General features: G+C 43.3%; 17 protein-coding genes and 1 tRNA gene. 16 read left to right on the plus strand and 2 right to left on the minus strand.

Features of this window, described 5'->3' with window-relative positions:
* Positions 1-21: 21 nt before the first annotated feature.
* Genes ACT6PV_RS05660 through ACT6PV_RS05690 form a run of 7 tightly spaced genes read left to right on the plus strand, consistent with a single transcriptional unit; the run spans position 22 to position 4,523 of the window.
* On the plus strand, positions 22-396 hold the full coding sequence (locus ACT6PV_RS05660; RefSeq protein ID WP_445115474.1) for a DUF4845 domain-containing protein: 375 nt from the start codon (positions 22-24) through the stop codon (positions 394-396).
* Positions 368-1,060, plus strand: coding sequence for a ribonuclease III (gene rnc / locus ACT6PV_RS05665; protein WP_445115475.1), 693 nt, complete (start codon positions 368-370; stop codon positions 1,058-1,060). The genes ACT6PV_RS05660 and rnc overlap by 29 nt, the downstream gene beginning before the upstream one ends.
* Before the next feature lie 5 nt (positions 1,061-1,065).
* Complete coding sequence (gene era / locus ACT6PV_RS05670) at positions 1,066-2,094, plus strand: GTPase Era (protein ID WP_445115476.1); 1,029 nt, start codon at positions 1,066-1,068, stop codon at positions 2,092-2,094.
* 42 nt (positions 2,095-2,136) lie between these two features.
* The gene (locus ACT6PV_RS05675) at positions 2,137-2,331 is read left to right on the plus strand and encodes an NF038104 family lipoprotein (RefSeq protein ID WP_445115477.1); all 195 of its coding nucleotides are present in this window, start codon (positions 2,137-2,139) and stop codon (positions 2,329-2,331) included.
* 11 nt (positions 2,332-2,342) lie between these two features.
* Positions 2,343-3,056 carry a DNA repair protein RecO gene (gene recO, locus ACT6PV_RS05680; RefSeq protein WP_445115478.1) on the plus strand — a complete coding sequence of 238 codons (714 nt, stop codon included), beginning with the start codon at positions 2,343-2,345 and terminating at the stop codon, positions 3,054-3,056.
* Between the two features lie 9 nt (positions 3,057-3,065).
* Positions 3,066-3,791 carry a pyridoxine 5'-phosphate synthase gene (gene pdxJ, locus ACT6PV_RS05685; RefSeq protein WP_445115479.1) on the plus strand — a complete coding sequence of 242 codons (726 nt, stop codon included), beginning with the start codon at positions 3,066-3,068 and terminating at the stop codon, positions 3,789-3,791.
* A 54-nt stretch (positions 3,792-3,845) separates the two neighbouring features.
* A complete protein-coding gene (locus tag ACT6PV_RS05690) occupies positions 3,846-4,523 on the plus strand; it encodes a tRNA-(ms[2]io[6]A)-hydroxylase (protein WP_445115480.1) in 678 nt (225 codons plus the stop codon).
* A 63-nt stretch (positions 4,524-4,586) separates the two neighbouring features.
* Here the strand turns inward: ACT6PV_RS05690 and ACT6PV_RS05695 are convergent.
* A tRNA-Asn gene (locus ACT6PV_RS05695) sits at positions 4,587-4,662 on the minus strand.
* A 247-nt stretch (positions 4,663-4,909) separates the two neighbouring features.
* Here ACT6PV_RS05695 and ACT6PV_RS05700 point away from each other — a divergent pair.
* From ACT6PV_RS05700 to ACT6PV_RS05720, 5 genes are all read left to right on the plus strand, one after another.
* Positions 4,910-5,350 (plus strand): hypothetical protein, encoded by a 441-nt coding sequence (locus ACT6PV_RS05700; protein ID WP_445115481.1) that lies wholly within the window; start codon positions 4,910-4,912, stop codon positions 5,348-5,350.
* 191 nt (positions 5,351-5,541) lie between these two features.
* The gene (locus tag ACT6PV_RS05705; protein ID WP_445115482.1) at positions 5,542-5,754 is read left to right on the plus strand and encodes a hypothetical protein; all 213 of its coding nucleotides are present in this window, start codon (positions 5,542-5,544) and stop codon (positions 5,752-5,754) included.
* Positions 5,755-5,767: 13 nt separating this feature from the next.
* Positions 5,768-7,147, plus strand: coding sequence for a hypothetical protein (locus ACT6PV_RS05710; RefSeq protein ID WP_445115483.1), 1,380 nt, complete (start codon positions 5,768-5,770; stop codon positions 7,145-7,147).
* A 446-nt stretch (positions 7,148-7,593) separates the two neighbouring features.
* On the plus strand, positions 7,594-7,938 hold the full coding sequence (locus ACT6PV_RS05715) for a hypothetical protein (RefSeq protein ID WP_445115484.1): 345 nt from the start codon (positions 7,594-7,596) through the stop codon (positions 7,936-7,938).
* A gap of 50 nt (positions 7,939-7,988) precedes the next feature.
* Positions 7,989-9,064 (plus strand): IS3 family transposase gene (locus tag ACT6PV_RS05720; protein ID WP_445114685.1). Its coding sequence is split into 2 segments (ribosomal slippage): positions 7,989-8,241 and positions 8,241-9,064, totalling 1,077 coding nucleotides; the frame shifts between segments, so codons are not numbered across the junction.
* Between the two features lie 449 nt (positions 9,065-9,513).
* On the opposite strand, the gene ACT6PV_RS05725 is transcribed toward ACT6PV_RS05720, so the two are convergent.
* Complete coding sequence (locus ACT6PV_RS05725) at positions 9,514-10,749, minus strand: pyridoxal phosphate-dependent aminotransferase (protein WP_445115485.1); 1,236 nt, start codon at positions 10,747-10,749, stop codon at positions 9,514-9,516.
* A 152-nt stretch (positions 10,750-10,901) separates the two neighbouring features.
* On the opposite strand from ACT6PV_RS05725, the gene msrB reads away from it, so the two are divergent.
* From msrB to ACT6PV_RS05745, 4 genes are read left to right on the plus strand one after another with little or no spacing between them, the layout of a single operon-like run.
* The gene (msrB, locus tag ACT6PV_RS05730; protein ID WP_445115486.1) at positions 10,902-11,321 is read left to right on the plus strand and encodes a peptide-methionine (R)-S-oxide reductase MsrB; all 420 of its coding nucleotides are present in this window, start codon (positions 10,902-10,904) and stop codon (positions 11,319-11,321) included.
* Complete coding sequence (locus ACT6PV_RS05735) at positions 11,318-11,800, plus strand: glutathione peroxidase (protein WP_445115487.1); 483 nt, start codon at positions 11,318-11,320, stop codon at positions 11,798-11,800. The genes msrB and ACT6PV_RS05735 overlap by 4 nt, the downstream gene beginning before the upstream one ends.
* Positions 11,801-11,802: 2 nt before the next feature.
* Positions 11,803-12,699, plus strand: a complete 897-nt coding sequence (locus tag ACT6PV_RS05740; RefSeq protein WP_445115488.1) for a helix-turn-helix domain-containing protein — start codon at positions 11,803-11,805, stop codon at positions 12,697-12,699.
* Between the two features lie 44 nt (positions 12,700-12,743).
* Positions 12,744-13,382 carry a LysE family translocator gene (locus ACT6PV_RS05745; RefSeq protein WP_445115489.1) on the plus strand — a complete coding sequence of 213 codons (639 nt, stop codon included), beginning with the start codon at positions 12,744-12,746 and terminating at the stop codon, positions 13,380-13,382.
* Positions 13,383-13,411 lie beyond the last annotated feature (29 nt).

The following is a 13,411-nucleotide window of genomic DNA, read 5'->3' on the forward strand; positions in this document are numbered from 1 at the left end:
CTTGATGCCGGATAATAAAAAATGCGTAAAACACAACAGGGTGCATCGTATATTACGATTTTACTTGGGGTCATGGCTTTTGCATTTATTGCAAAAATAATCGTTGCAGTATGGCCGTCATATTGGGATGATCGTGTCATTAACAATCAGATTACTGAGCTGATGAAGGACAGTACGGCTGAAATGACGCCATTAAAATTCTCATCTCAGATGGGACGGCGTTTGGAAATGAACAATATCCGTGATATTCACTTTGACGATATTGCCAGCGTTTCCACCCAGGATGGTCTGAGCGTCGCCAAGAAATATGAAATCAGGAAACATTTCCTGCTGAATATTGATTTAGTCTTAACATTCGAGAAAAATTTTGATCAAAGGTCAGCTGAAAATCAGTGATTCACGTTTAATCGGCCGTATCGGTTATCAGTTCCTGGAGCCGGAGTTACTCCAGTTGGCACTGACACACCGGTCGGTCAGCCACAAATACAACTATGAGCGTCTCGAGTTCCTGGGAGATTCATTGCTGGGAATGATCATTGCAAACTATCTGTACCATGCTTATCCATATGAAAATGAAGGACGCCTGACCCGAATGAGGGCGACGCTGGTGCGTCAGGAAGCGTTGGGTAAAATTGCAAACGATTTGAAACTCAGTCATAGTTTAATATTGAGTACCGGTGAATTAAAATCGGGTGGGCATCATCGTGAATCCATACTGGCCGATACCGTCGAGGCGATTATTGGTGCGATTTATGTGGATTGTAATGATCTGACCGTATTGGAACCCGTTGTTCTGAAATGGTATGAGCCGTATCTGGAAAATATAGAACCGACAGACCAGCTGAAGGATCCGAAATCACGTTTACAGGAATATTTACAGGCGCATAAAAAGCCGCTTCCTGTTTATGAGGTGATTGATATTCAGGGGGATGCACCGAATCAGCATTTCAGGGTGGAATGTGCAGTGGAAGGCTTGCCAAAACTGGTGGGTGAGGGATCCAGTCGTCGTTTCGCAGAACAGGCGGTAGCGGCAGAATTTTTAAAGCTATTGGAGCAATAATCTTCATGTCGACTCAAGATGAGCACAAGCGTACCGATCAGTCTGAAACTCAGGAAACCAATGATCTGCTGAATCAGTTTTTCAGTTCACAGGGTACAGAGATTCCTGCGGATTATAAAAGCGGATTTGTGGCCATTGTCGGACGCCCCAACGTGGGTAAGTCCACCCTGATGAACCATTTGCTGGGTCAGAAGCTTTCCATTACTTCACGTAAACCGCAGACCACCCGTCATAAAATTGTTGGTATCGACAGCCGTGACAAATCACAGGCGGTGTTTGTGGACACGCCGGGCATGCATAAGAAGGAAGTCCGTGCCATCAACAAAATGATGAACCGGGCAGCACATTCTGCATTGCGTGATGTTAACCTGGTGTTATTTGTGGTTGATGCACAAAAGTGGACCCAGAATGATGAACTGGTGCTGGAAAAACTGAAAAATGCAGATATGCCGGTGATTCTGGTGATCAATAAACTGGATACGCTGGAGAATAAGAACCAGGCATTACCGCTGATTCAGGAACGTGCTAAATTGATGAACTTTGCTGAAATTGTGCCGGTTTCAGCATTGCGCGGTGCAAACCTTAATCATCTGCGGGATACCATTGAGCGTTATTTGCCGTTTCAGCCACCGCTGTATTCACTGGACCAGATTACTGATCGTTCAGAGCGTTTTCTTGCATCGGAAGTGATTCGTGAAAAAATTATGCGTCAGCTGGGTGAGGAATTACCCTATGATTTAACGGTACAGATTGAATCCTTCAAGACCGAAGAAGCGACCGTCAATGAAAAAACCGGACGTCCAAAGCCGGCCTGTACCTATATTGATGCAACAATTTTTGTTGAACGTCAGGGGCAAAAGGCCATTGTGATTGGAGATAAGGGCGCTAAACTGAAGCGTATCGGTATAGAAGCACGAACTGACATGGAAAAGATGTTTGAACAGAAGATCATGCTGACGCTGTGGGTCAAGGTCAAGGGTGGCTGGTCAGATGACGAGCGTGCCCTGAAAAGTCTGGGCTATAGTGATATTTAGCAAGCAATATTTAACAGCGGATAACCGACAGGATAACCGAAAATGATGAAAGTACTCGCAATTGTTGCCTGTGTATTCATGTTGCAGGGCTGTATTCATAAAATCGTTACGGTTCCTGTGAAAATTGCCTATAAGACCACCAAGGGCGTGGTGAAGGGCACTGCTGCTGTGGTCGGCGCAGTCATTCCGGATGGCGATGATGATGAAGATGACAAGAAAAAAGATAAGGATGATTAAGCGACAGCAAGATGCGTAATGAGGTCCTGCATGGCTATTTGATCCATCATCGAAAATATCGTGAACGCAGTCATATTGTGCATTTGTTTACTGAGGAATACGGCCGTATGGATGGAATCCTCAGGCAGACACCGCCTCCGCAATATCAGCCGATCCGTTTGCAGGCCAGTGGCAAATCGGAACTGAAAAATTTTACTCAGCTGGAAATTCTGAATCAGCCGATTTTCTTTTATGGCGATGCTTTTTTTTCCGGGTTTTACCTGAATGAAGTACTTTTGCGACTCTGTCCGCTTGAAGAAGCCATGCCTGAAACTTTTCAGCAATATCACCAGACCCTCGAAGCATTGCAGACCTTAGCCATCCATTCGGATGCGGCTTTGTTTCTGAAACAGATTTTACGTCAGTTTGAACATGTGCTGCTGCAGGAGCTGGGCTATGCCATCGATTTCAGCCATGATTCAACGCAGCAGCAACTGCTGCCGGAGCAGCGCTATCAGTTTCAGCTGAATGATGGTTTTATTCCGGTGGCTCATACGTCATCTGCAACCCTGGCTGGTGCTCAGATTCAGAGTATGCTGAGCCATCAGAAGGGTATGGATTTCAACCCGGAACAGTTACAATTATTAACCCGGTTGTATCGGCAGATGATTACGTCGCTATTGGGTGATCGCCCCTTAAAGAGTCGTCAGCTGTGGATTCAGAATTCTCAATCAAAACTCAGTTAGGACCATATCATGACTGCATTACTTGGTGTAAACATTGATCACGTAGCAACGCTCAGACAGGCGAGGGGAACCGTATATCCTGATCCAGTCAAAGCAGCACTGATTTGTGAACAGGCCGGTGCAGCCGGAATTACCTTGCATTTAAGGGAAGACCGTCGTCATATTCAGGATGATGACGTGCGCCGTATGCGTCAGGTGCTGAAAACACGGATGAATCTGGAACTGGCTGTGACTGAGGAAATGATTGAGTTTGCCAGGGAGATAAAACCGCAGCATGTCTGCCTGGTTCCGGAAAAACGCGAGGAAGTGACCACCGAAGGCGGTCTGGATGTGGTGGCTCAGCTGACGCAGATCAAGGCAGCGACTCAGAGACTGGCGGCTGCCGGATGTGATGTTTCCTTGTTTATCGATCCGGATTTTGCCCAGATTGATGCGGCAATCGCCTGTGGTGCGCCGACCATTGAATTACATACCGGTGCCTATGCAGATGCAGCAACACTGGAGGTGCAGCAGACGGAGCTGAAACGTATTGTCAGCAGTGTTGAATATGCTGTGGCCAAAGGTCTGGTAGTCAATGCCGGACATGGACTGAACCTGGATAATGTGACAGCGATTGCGGCGATTCCCCGGATTCACGAATTGAATATTGGGCATTCGATTATTGCGGACAGTGTCTTTGTCGGGCTGGCACAGGCTGTCAGGGATATGCAGGCGGCGATACAGTCGGCCCGTTAGTCTGTCCCTGGCCATTGAACAAATATCACTGAATCAACACCATTGAATAAAACCATGTCTAATATGAATTATGCTGAACTGATGCAACCGGTGATTGACTTCCTGGGATGTGAGACACCGGCCGCCTGGCTGGAGGAGGCACTGAATCATCTGCCATTACTGATGCAGGATCATGCAAACTGTGAGAAAAAAGCAGCGGGTACGGCCATGAACCTGATGTTCCGTTATAGCTTTTTTATCGATTTACAGGTGAAGCTTGCTCAGCTGGTGCGGGAAGAAATGTTGCATTATGAGCAGGTGCTGGAATTCATGGCAAAGCGTGGGCAGTCATGGAAAGCGGTCAGTGCCGGACGTTATGCCGGTGGTTTGCGTAAGGAAATCCGTACCTATGAGCCGGAAGCCCTGATTGATGTGCTGGTGATAGGTGCTTTTGTTGAAGCCCGTTCCTGTGAACGTTTTTATGCACTGGCTCCGCTGGTGGATGAAGAACTGGGACGTTATTACCGTTATTTGCTGAAGTCTGAGTCACGTCATTTTGAAGATTATCTGGCACTGGCAATGGACGTAGCAAAGACCGCGAAAATGAAGGATCCGGAAGAAGACATTCAGCGTTGTATTGTACATATTCGTGAAGTGGAAAAGCAGCTGATTTTAAGCCCTGATGATACCTTTCGTTTTCATAGTGGCGTACCGGCACGGGTTGCATCATCTGATTCGGAAATCAGCAGCTGATTCTGGAAATAATTATTTTTTATAAAAAAAGCCCGTTAATCATATAACGGGCTTTTTAGAATCTGGCTCTCCAACCTGGGCTCGAACCAGGGACCTGCGGATTAACAGTCCGTCGCTCTACCGACTGAGCTATTGGAGAATCTGCATGCGATTATAAGGGGATTTTAACCAGGGTCAAGCCTAAATGACCATGTTTTTTTTATTTTTAGGTCATCTGCTTTTTATTTGAACAAAAAAACAAGCACGTAAAAAACAGGATATGGCGGCTTGCATCATGGGTATCGTCTTTGTTAGAGTAAAGCCATGAGAAGGTTTGAGTATCAGCTCAGACAGTGTGGATTTAAACCAACTTGCCAGCACTAAAATGGCTAAACAGGAGACAGCTAATGAATACGCTCAGTATTTCCGATATTTTTGCAAATCTGAATTTTTATAAACAACACTACCTTTCCATTATCTCTGATCCTCTTCAGTACAGCACAAAGGTACGGGATGCCTGGATTGAAATCTGGCCTCTGGAAGCCCAGCCCTTGTATCTGGGGGATTTATTACAACTGTGGTTCAGCCAGAAATGGCGTATTGATTCTCCCCGCAATACTTTCCGTCAGTTATGGGGAGCGCAGGATTCACAGGTGCAAAACCAGGCTCTGGCGCATCAGCAGGCTGTTTACCTGTATCAGTTGAAGGGTAATCTTCTGTCCGGGCGCAATCAGGCCAGGTTGTGGTCAGTGCTGGAACAAAAGCAACTCAGCTTTTCCGTGGATAGTGTCTTTCAATATTTCTGTATTTTCAGGGCACTGTCCAGGCCATCGGGACTATTATCATAAAATTATATCAATTCATATCCTTGTATATCATTTAAATTCAAACCCTTGAATTTGAACAATCACCGATTTTGCAGACATTCTTTAGTTAGATAAAATGGCTGATTAACGAGGTGTTTATGAGCAGTAGCAAACGATATATTGAAGAATTCAAAAGCTTTCAGGATTGATTCAATAATTCTGGCTCGAATTTGATGGACATTACGTATATCCGAAAGTACATTACTGATACAAAGCAATTTAGAGGTTATGCTGCGACTAAAAAGCCTGTGAAACTAGTAATTAATCCAGATACAAAATACTCTGGTACTATTGAGCAAACGATTCGAGATTCTAAAGGAACTATTTATACATTTAATCAGAAAACGAAAGATCTGAAAATATTAAAAGATTTCAGCAAAAAATAGGAACTCTACTGATATGAAAATCAGCACTCCCATACGTACAAATATTTATACTCATCAGAACTTGGCCGCTCCCGAAAATTTTTTTCGGCGCATAAAGTTTAGATGTGAAAACTACCCTGAGTTAGTTCCTGAAAAATGTGGTTTTTGGGAACCGTTTGAAATTAAATTTTCTCCAGACATCATCGAAACATTAATACCTGATGATCGTGGTGGACAGGCTGATAGCCTGTATTGGTCTAAAGCTAAGAAAACCAAAGCTTGGGGAGCTTTTAGTGTTCCTATACATGGTAACATGCATGCTAATGAGGTAATTCACAGTGAGTTACAACAAACTGATCAACATAAGCTAACCGAATATGTAAAAAAAGTTTGTCTGGAGTTTAATGCTGACTTAGCTATTATTGATATAGAGGTTAATGATAGTTGGAATCTTGCTAATCCACATATTGGTGGAGTTGAGCCAACAACGGATCAATTACGTCATTGGCTACCTGATATGTATTGGGGAGTCGTATTTGGCAAGCCCTATATTGATTTGTGGGGAGAAAGCTTATTATTAGGTGTACCTGCCTTTAAAGTTGAAAAATTATCAGATGAATTAATTTTTATACAATTAACAGAAAGTATTAGTGATGTTGTAGAAAAAACTGAAGAAATTCGAATTAAGCGTGAAGAAATTAAAAAGTTTTTAAATAGCTATGTGTTTTATACACCTGAGAAAGGATATAAAGGTAGCGATACTTTATGGTTTTTTTCAGGGAGATCTGAAAATGATCTAATTCGGATTCCAAGAGTAGAATATAGCACTAAAGTCTTTAATACACCGCATTTTACAATTGAAAATTCAGAGCAATATGCTGAAAGTGATGTTATGCAAAATGAGTCTGAAAAATTAAGTCAACTTAGACTTATCGATACGGATATGTGGAAGGTGGCTTTATCGAAAGAATGGCTTATACAAGCTTATCCTGAACAAAAAGCAGACTTATCAACTGGAACAGTTGAAGAAATTAGATTTTTTTATACACCAGATGGTTATGATTCACCTATTGAAAAAGAATTGTTTATTGGTGCATGGGATCGACCTGACCAGGAAAAAGAAAGTCGTCAGGACTATGCTGAATCCAGTATTCAAGAATTAATTGAAAGCTATCCGCCAGCGGTATCAGAATGGCAGACAGTAGAAAGTGAGATTAAACATTTTCAAGCGTATTCAGAGGTCTATTTAGATCAAACAGATCAACAGGAATTCAATTTATTTCGTATAGCCATTAAATTAATTATTTTCGATAGTTACTTTGTTAAGCTAACTTTTATGGATTATTGGTGTAACGATTTGAGTGAATCTAAAGAAATCTCTGATCCGGTTTTTTGTTCATTTCAGGCTAAATAATAGTTAATTGTAAATTAATGTATTTATGCAGCCTGTAAATTATATTGTGAAACTGTCATTGTTATAAATGTGGAAAATCTTAACAAAATAAAATGAGTATATCCGTGCTTCTGTTGTTTTAGGAAGAAGCACGATTTTTACACTATTTATTTTTAGGGGGGATTACCCTGAGAATGGTCAAAAACTTTGTGTTAATGGTAATGCAACAGAACATCTTGCTGAATTTGCAAAAACGAAAGCTGGGAATTTTACACCGGAAGCGGTTAAATTATCATCCCAAATACAGCTGAAAAGTCTTCAAAGTGCTGTGAATACAGCAACTTTAAATGGGATTAGGTATGATAAACCAATTGTAGTGGATGGTTGGGAGCTTATTTTTTCTCAGCCTGGACCTGGTGCAATACTACCAGTAATTAAACATGCCTTACCTAAATGAGAGTTAAGCAATGGATTTTTTAATTAATACACCTTTTAAGTTAAATTTAAATGTTATTGAGTTGGATGAGCATCTTCCATCAATGAAACTCTTATTCAATCTTGATACTTCGAATATGCAAAATGAATTAAAGCATGTCGGAGAAGTCTGGGTGGAAACAAAAAAATATGATAGTTTTTTAGCTTCTTTAGGAAGTAAAACTTTCACAAAGTCTGAATTTAACAGTATTGATAATAATTTTAATTTAATTTTGAGTAAAGAAGATAATGAATTTTTTATAATCTTAAATATTAAGAAAGTAGGTCTTTTTGAAACTAGTATAATTCAATCATATGGTAATACTCCCCAAAAATAATTGAACTTAAAAGTAGAAAATCGAATACCCTTGATTTAAGGAGATTTTCCATGAAAACATCTAAATATTCAGACAGCTTAATCATGAGTATTTTGAAACAAGCAGAAGCAGGTACCCCGGTACCGAATTTGTGCCGAGAACACGGTATGAGCTCTGCTACGTTCTACAAGTGGAAGAGCAAATATGGCGGTATGGATCATTCCATGATAACCCGACTGAAAGAGCTTGAAGCCGAGAATGCCCGCCTTAAACGCATGTATGCTGATGAGCGCCTTAAAACAGATATCCTTCAGGATGCACTTTCAAAAAAGTTGTGAGGCCAGCTCAACGTAAACTACTTGCTCAACAAGCTGTTGAGCAATATCAAGTCTCTGTGAGTAAGGCCTGCCTGATCTTTGATGTCAGTCAAACGTGCTATCGCTATGCAGCTCAATTAAAGCAGCAGAACGTGGTGATCGCAGACTGGCTAATAAAGCTTACCAGGGACCATCAGACCTGGGGCTTTAAACTTTGCTTTTTGTATCTTCGCAATGTCAGGGGATATGGTTGGAATCATAAACGTATCTATCGTATTTATAAGGAATTGGAACTTAATCTACGTATCAAGCCAAAGAGGCGCATTAAACGGGAACAGCCTGAATCCCTTGCAGTACCGACAGCTAAGAATGAATCATGGTCCATGGACTTTATGCATGATCAACTCAGTGATGGGCGTAGCTATCGAGTACACAACGTGATTGATGACTATAATCGCGAGTCACTGGATATATTGATTGATTTTTCATTACCCGCAGAACGTGTGCTGAGAGGGCTTAATCAATTGATTGAATGGCGAGGTAAACCTAAACGTATTAGAAGCGACAATGGTCCGGAATATATCAGTGAGCTAATGGAAACGTGGTGTGATCAGCATGGTATTGAGCATGTATTTACTCAGCCAGGCAATCCACAGCAAAATGCCTATGTTGAGCGATTTAACCGTACAGTACGTTATGAGTGTCTAAATCAGTATTTATTTCGAGATCTGAGCGAAGTTGAGGACTATACAACTGGCTGGCAGTACTTTTATAATCATGAACGGCCTCATATGTCAGTAAATGGCTGTCCACCTATTTTTAAACAATAACAGGGGCTTTGGATTTTCTACCCATTAATTCAATTAAAAATGGGGGTATTACCATATATTCGATTTAAGTTGAGTGATGATGAGTATTTTAATGTTATTGAAGAGTTTGAGAAGCTAAAAATATATATAGCCAATTAAAAAAAACTTTGCTACATTTTATTAAATGTAGTAGTTCAAACCTGAGCTGACAGTTACCGATATTTGATTGAGGCTGTCAGGTTAAATTTGAGCTAAATTCTTTTCAGCCCAAATATGTTTTCCATCAAGTAATGTTTCAAATGGCATTCTGCCATTACATACTTTCCCCTGATGTGTTCGTCCGGTTATTTATAGGAGGATTACCAAACCAGCGAAATAAAAATCAGGTTAAATAGCGACGATCGACATTTAACCTGTAATCTAATCTGAAATATTACCCTGCAATAAAGAACCGACAGACGCCTGGTCGCTTAGCGCATTCTGGCCAGAAAACGGCCCAGGCGGGTCATGGCTTCACGCAATTCATTTTCAGCCGGCAGGAACACCACCCGGAAATGATCCGGTGTTGGCCAGTTAAAACCGGTGCCCTGAACTAGCAACACTTTTTCTGCCCGCAGAAAATCCAGCATAAACTGTTCGTCATCCTGAATCGGATAAACCTCCGGGTCCAGGCGGGGGAAGCAGTACATTGCGCCTTCAGGTTTGACACAGGACACCCCGGGAATTTCATTCAGCATTTCCCAGGCAATGTTGCGTTGTTCGTATAAACGCCCGCCCGGACGGATCAGGTCATTAATGGACTGATAGCCACCCAGTGCAGTCTGGATGGCATACTGCGCCTGATGGTTGGCACACAGGCGCATGGATGCCAGCATGTCCAGTCCTTCAATGTAATCGGCAGCACGGGATTTATCTCCGGTAATGACCATCCAGCCGGAGCGGTAACCTGCGACCCGGTAGGCTTTGGATAGACCATTGAAGGAAATACAGAGCTGATCTCCGGCCAGGGCGGCAACGGCCACATGTTCAATGCCGTCATAGACAATTTTGTCGTAAATTTCATCTGCAAACAGAATCAGGTCATATTTCTTTGCCAGCGCAACCATTTGCTCCAGCACATGACGTGGATAAACCGCACCGGTCGGGTTATTCGGGTTAATAATCACGATCCCACGGGTATTGGGGGTGATTTTACTTTCCATGTCGGCAATGTCTGGGTACCAGTTATTCCGGTCATCACATTTATAGTGAATTGCGGTGCCGCCGGACAGATTGACGGCTGCGGTCCACAGGGGGTAATCCGGCATGGGAATCAGCATTTCATCGCCATCATCGAGTAAGCCCTGCATGGCCATGACAATCAGTTCGGAGACTCCATTGCCGATATAGACATCCCTGACATGCAGGTCCAGAATGCCTTTTTGCTGGTAATATTGACAGATGGCCTTACGTGCCGGGAAAATACCCTTTGAGTCGGTATAACCGATTGCATTCGGCAGATTCAGCGCCACATCATTGATGATTTCCTGCGGTGCTTCAAAACCAAACGGTGCAGGATTACCAATGTTGAGTTTAATGATCTTATGCCCGGCTTCCTCCATTTCATTGGCGGCTCGTAACACAGGTCCACGAATGTCGTAGCAGACATGCTCAAGCTTTGACGATTTCCTGATTTCGCGTGGTGTCGTGTTACCTAAAACGGACATTGTTTCATTCACCCATTCTGAATTTGAGAAAATAGATTACTGAAATATCACAATCTATGTTGAAATTTTGCTGGAGTTTTTTAAGACTCTGGCGTAAATATGGAAGTACAGAAGCATGACATTGAATGTCAAAGATTTAAAGGAGTTTAATGATGGGAAAACTCAATAAAACAGACCGGGAATGGCAAAGAGAGTTATCACCAGAAGAATTCAAAATTACCCGCCAGCGGGGAACGGAACCGGCATTTACCGGGAAATACTGGAACACCAGACAACACGGGACTTATGTCTGCCGTTGCTGTGGTACAGCACTTTTCTCATCTGAAACAAAATATGACAGTGGCAGTGGTTGGCCAAGCTTTTATAGACCCGTGAATGCTGCGGCCATTGAGGAACATGATGACCATTCCCATGGCATGGCAAGAACAGAAATCATCTGCCACCATTGTGGCGCACATCTGGGACATGTTTTTGAAGATGGTCCACAACCGACAGGACTGCGCTATTGCGTCAATTCAGCTTCACTGGAATTACAGACACAGGAAAAAAGTGATGAGGAAAGTTATCCATGAGTAATATTTATCAGTTTGAAGCTGAATTACTGGAAGGGGAAAATAAAGCATTTGCAGATTATCAGGGCAAGGTTTTATTAATCGTCAATACGGCCAGCAAATGTGGATTTACCCCACAATTTGCAGGACTGGAAAAATTATACGAAAAGTATAAGGATCAGGGGCTGGAAGTACTGGGCTTTCCCTGTAACCAATTCGGTGGACAGGACCCGGGGAGCAATGAACAGATTGGTGCCTATTGTCAGCGTAATTATGGGGTTTCATTTCCCATGTTTGCCAAAGTGAATGTCAAGGGTCCGGAAGCGCATGTAATTTTCAGATATCTGACCAATAACAGTAAGGGCATTCTGGGCAGTGGCATTAAGTGGAATTTCACCAAGTTTTTAATCAATAAAAAGGGTGAAGTCATTCATCGCTATGCGCCGACCACCAAACCGGAAAGTCTGGAAGAAGATATCGAAAAAGCACTGGCCCAATAGTAATGTCAGCAGGACATGGCAGCGTATATCCAGCCACAGGGCAACAGCCTGTTGAGTTCTGGGGGGATTCCCGGATGCCCTATGTGGAAACACGCAGGGCATGTCACAGCCGGATCTGCTATAAGCCGCACAGTCATCCGACATTTTCCATTGGTGCAGTAGATGCCGGGCAAAGTCAGTTCCGTAGTTATTTTGCCCGGGAACAGCATATACAGGCGGGAAGTCTGGTGGTGATACCGGCGCATGTCGAACATTCATGTAATCCATTGCCGGATCAGGCATGGAGTTACCAGATGATGCATCTGGATGCTGATTGGCTGCATGAATTACTGACTGAAACGGTGGACACTCCACTGAACAGCGTCATGCAATCCAGCTTGCCCAGGCTGAGGCCGCAGGTGCTCAGTCAGCCTGTACTTTATTCTGCTTTTTGTCGCTTAAATCACGATTTATTTAATCCGGATGTCAGTATTTCTGAAAAGGAACAACGATTAATTACAATGCTGATTGATCTGCTGTTGCCTGAGTTTCAGTTACAGCGTATTGGGGCGAAGCATTATTTTACTGCACAGCTGAAGCATTTAATGGATCAGCTGACCCAGTCCACCTCATGGATGAGCCTGCAGGAAATGGCGGATGCAATAGGCGTAAGCCGCTATGCAGTGATTCGTATCTTTAAGGCCCATTCAGGCCTGACCCCACACGCCTTTCAGTTAAATCAGCGGGTTAATCGGGCACGGCAACTGCTGAAACAGCCTGTGGACATTGCCCAGGTTGCCCATGCGCTGGGATTTACCGATCAGAGCCATTTTCATCGGGTGTTTAAAATGCATACCGGCATCACGCCGGGGCACTATCAGCGTGCTTTTAAAAAACGCGCAATTTCATACAAGAATTAATTCCTCTTCACATTTAATCTGTCCGGAAGATGAATGAGGGCAGTATGGAACTTTTTATTGCGATTGCGCTGACACATTTCATGGCTTTGCTGTCACCTGGGCCGGATTTTTTATTGTTGTTGACCACGCTGTTACACCAGGGGAAAACAGCCGCTCGGCAGGTATCAGTAGGGATTGCAGCAGGAAATGCCATTATTCTGGTTGCCCTGCAAGTCGGATTGTCGATGGCGGGTGGCCTGGATGCAGAAATATTTTATCTGATCCGTATTGCAGGCAGCATCTATCTGCTTTATCTGGCGGTACTTTGCTTTTATCGGGGATTTTATCAGTGGGATGACTCCGGCGGGACTGAAATGCCGGGAATGGCTGAAGCGAATGTGCCACATAGCCGATTTTCAGGCTGGGGAAATGTGGCACTGGGGCTGCAATCCAGTCTATTCAATCCCAAAAATATTCTGTTTTACAGTAACCTGATGTTATTGGTTGATGGGAATTTCAACACGTTGCAAACCGTGGGCCTGAGCCTGTGGATGGTGGTGATGGTTCTCAGCTGGAATATGCTGTTACTGCGTTTATTCAGTCACAGCCGGCTGATTCGCAGATTCAGACAGAAATCCCGATGGCTGTATTATGTCAGCGGTAGCGGTTTTGTTCTTTTTGCGGTGTTGTTGCTCTATGCCTGATGCTTACCGGCATGGTGCGGTCGCGTGTA

Source organism: Acinetobacter sp. WZC-1 (assembly GCF_052544965.1).

What these genes read in the sequence shown, in the direction of transcription:
- ACT6PV_RS05660 (WP_445115474.1), top strand. Translation starts at nt 22, where the DNA reads ATGCGTAAAACACAACAGGGTGCATCGTATATTACGATTTTACTTGGG.
- era (WP_445115476.1), top strand. Translation starts at nt 1,066, where the DNA reads ATGTCGACTCAAGATGAGCACAAGCGTACCGATCAGTCTGAAACTCAG.
- ACT6PV_RS05675 (WP_445115477.1), top strand. Translation starts at nt 2,137, where the DNA reads ATGATGAAAGTACTCGCAATTGTTGCCTGTGTATTCATGTTGCAGGGC.
- recO (WP_445115478.1), top strand. Translation starts at nt 2,343, where the DNA reads ATGCGTAATGAGGTCCTGCATGGCTATTTGATCCATCATCGAAAATAT.
- pdxJ (WP_445115479.1), top strand. Translation starts at nt 3,066, where the DNA reads ATGACTGCATTACTTGGTGTAAACATTGATCACGTAGCAACGCTCAGA.
- ACT6PV_RS05690 (WP_445115480.1), top strand. Translation starts at nt 3,846, where the DNA reads ATGTCTAATATGAATTATGCTGAACTGATGCAACCGGTGATTGACTTC.
- ACT6PV_RS05700 (WP_445115481.1), top strand. Translation starts at nt 4,910, where the DNA reads ATGAATACGCTCAGTATTTCCGATATTTTTGCAAATCTGAATTTTTAT.
- ACT6PV_RS05705 (WP_445115482.1), top strand. Translation starts at nt 5,542, where the DNA reads ATGGACATTACGTATATCCGAAAGTACATTACTGATACAAAGCAATTT.
- ACT6PV_RS05710 (WP_445115483.1), top strand. Translation starts at nt 5,768, where the DNA reads ATGAAAATCAGCACTCCCATACGTACAAATATTTATACTCATCAGAAC.
- ACT6PV_RS05715 (WP_445115484.1), top strand. Translation starts at nt 7,594, where the DNA reads ATGGATTTTTTAATTAATACACCTTTTAAGTTAAATTTAAATGTTATT.
- ACT6PV_RS05725 (WP_445115485.1), bottom strand. Translation starts at nt 10,749, where the DNA reads ATGTCCGTTTTAGGTAACACGACACCACGCGAAATCAGGAAATCGTCA.
- msrB (WP_445115486.1), top strand. Translation starts at nt 10,902, where the DNA reads ATGGGAAAACTCAATAAAACAGACCGGGAATGGCAAAGAGAGTTATCA.
- ACT6PV_RS05735 (WP_445115487.1), top strand. Translation starts at nt 11,318, where the DNA reads ATGAGTAATATTTATCAGTTTGAAGCTGAATTACTGGAAGGGGAAAAT.
- ACT6PV_RS05740 (WP_445115488.1), top strand. Translation starts at nt 11,803, where the DNA reads ATGTCAGCAGGACATGGCAGCGTATATCCAGCCACAGGGCAACAGCCT.
- ACT6PV_RS05745 (WP_445115489.1), top strand. Translation starts at nt 12,744, where the DNA reads ATGGAACTTTTTATTGCGATTGCGCTGACACATTTCATGGCTTTGCTG.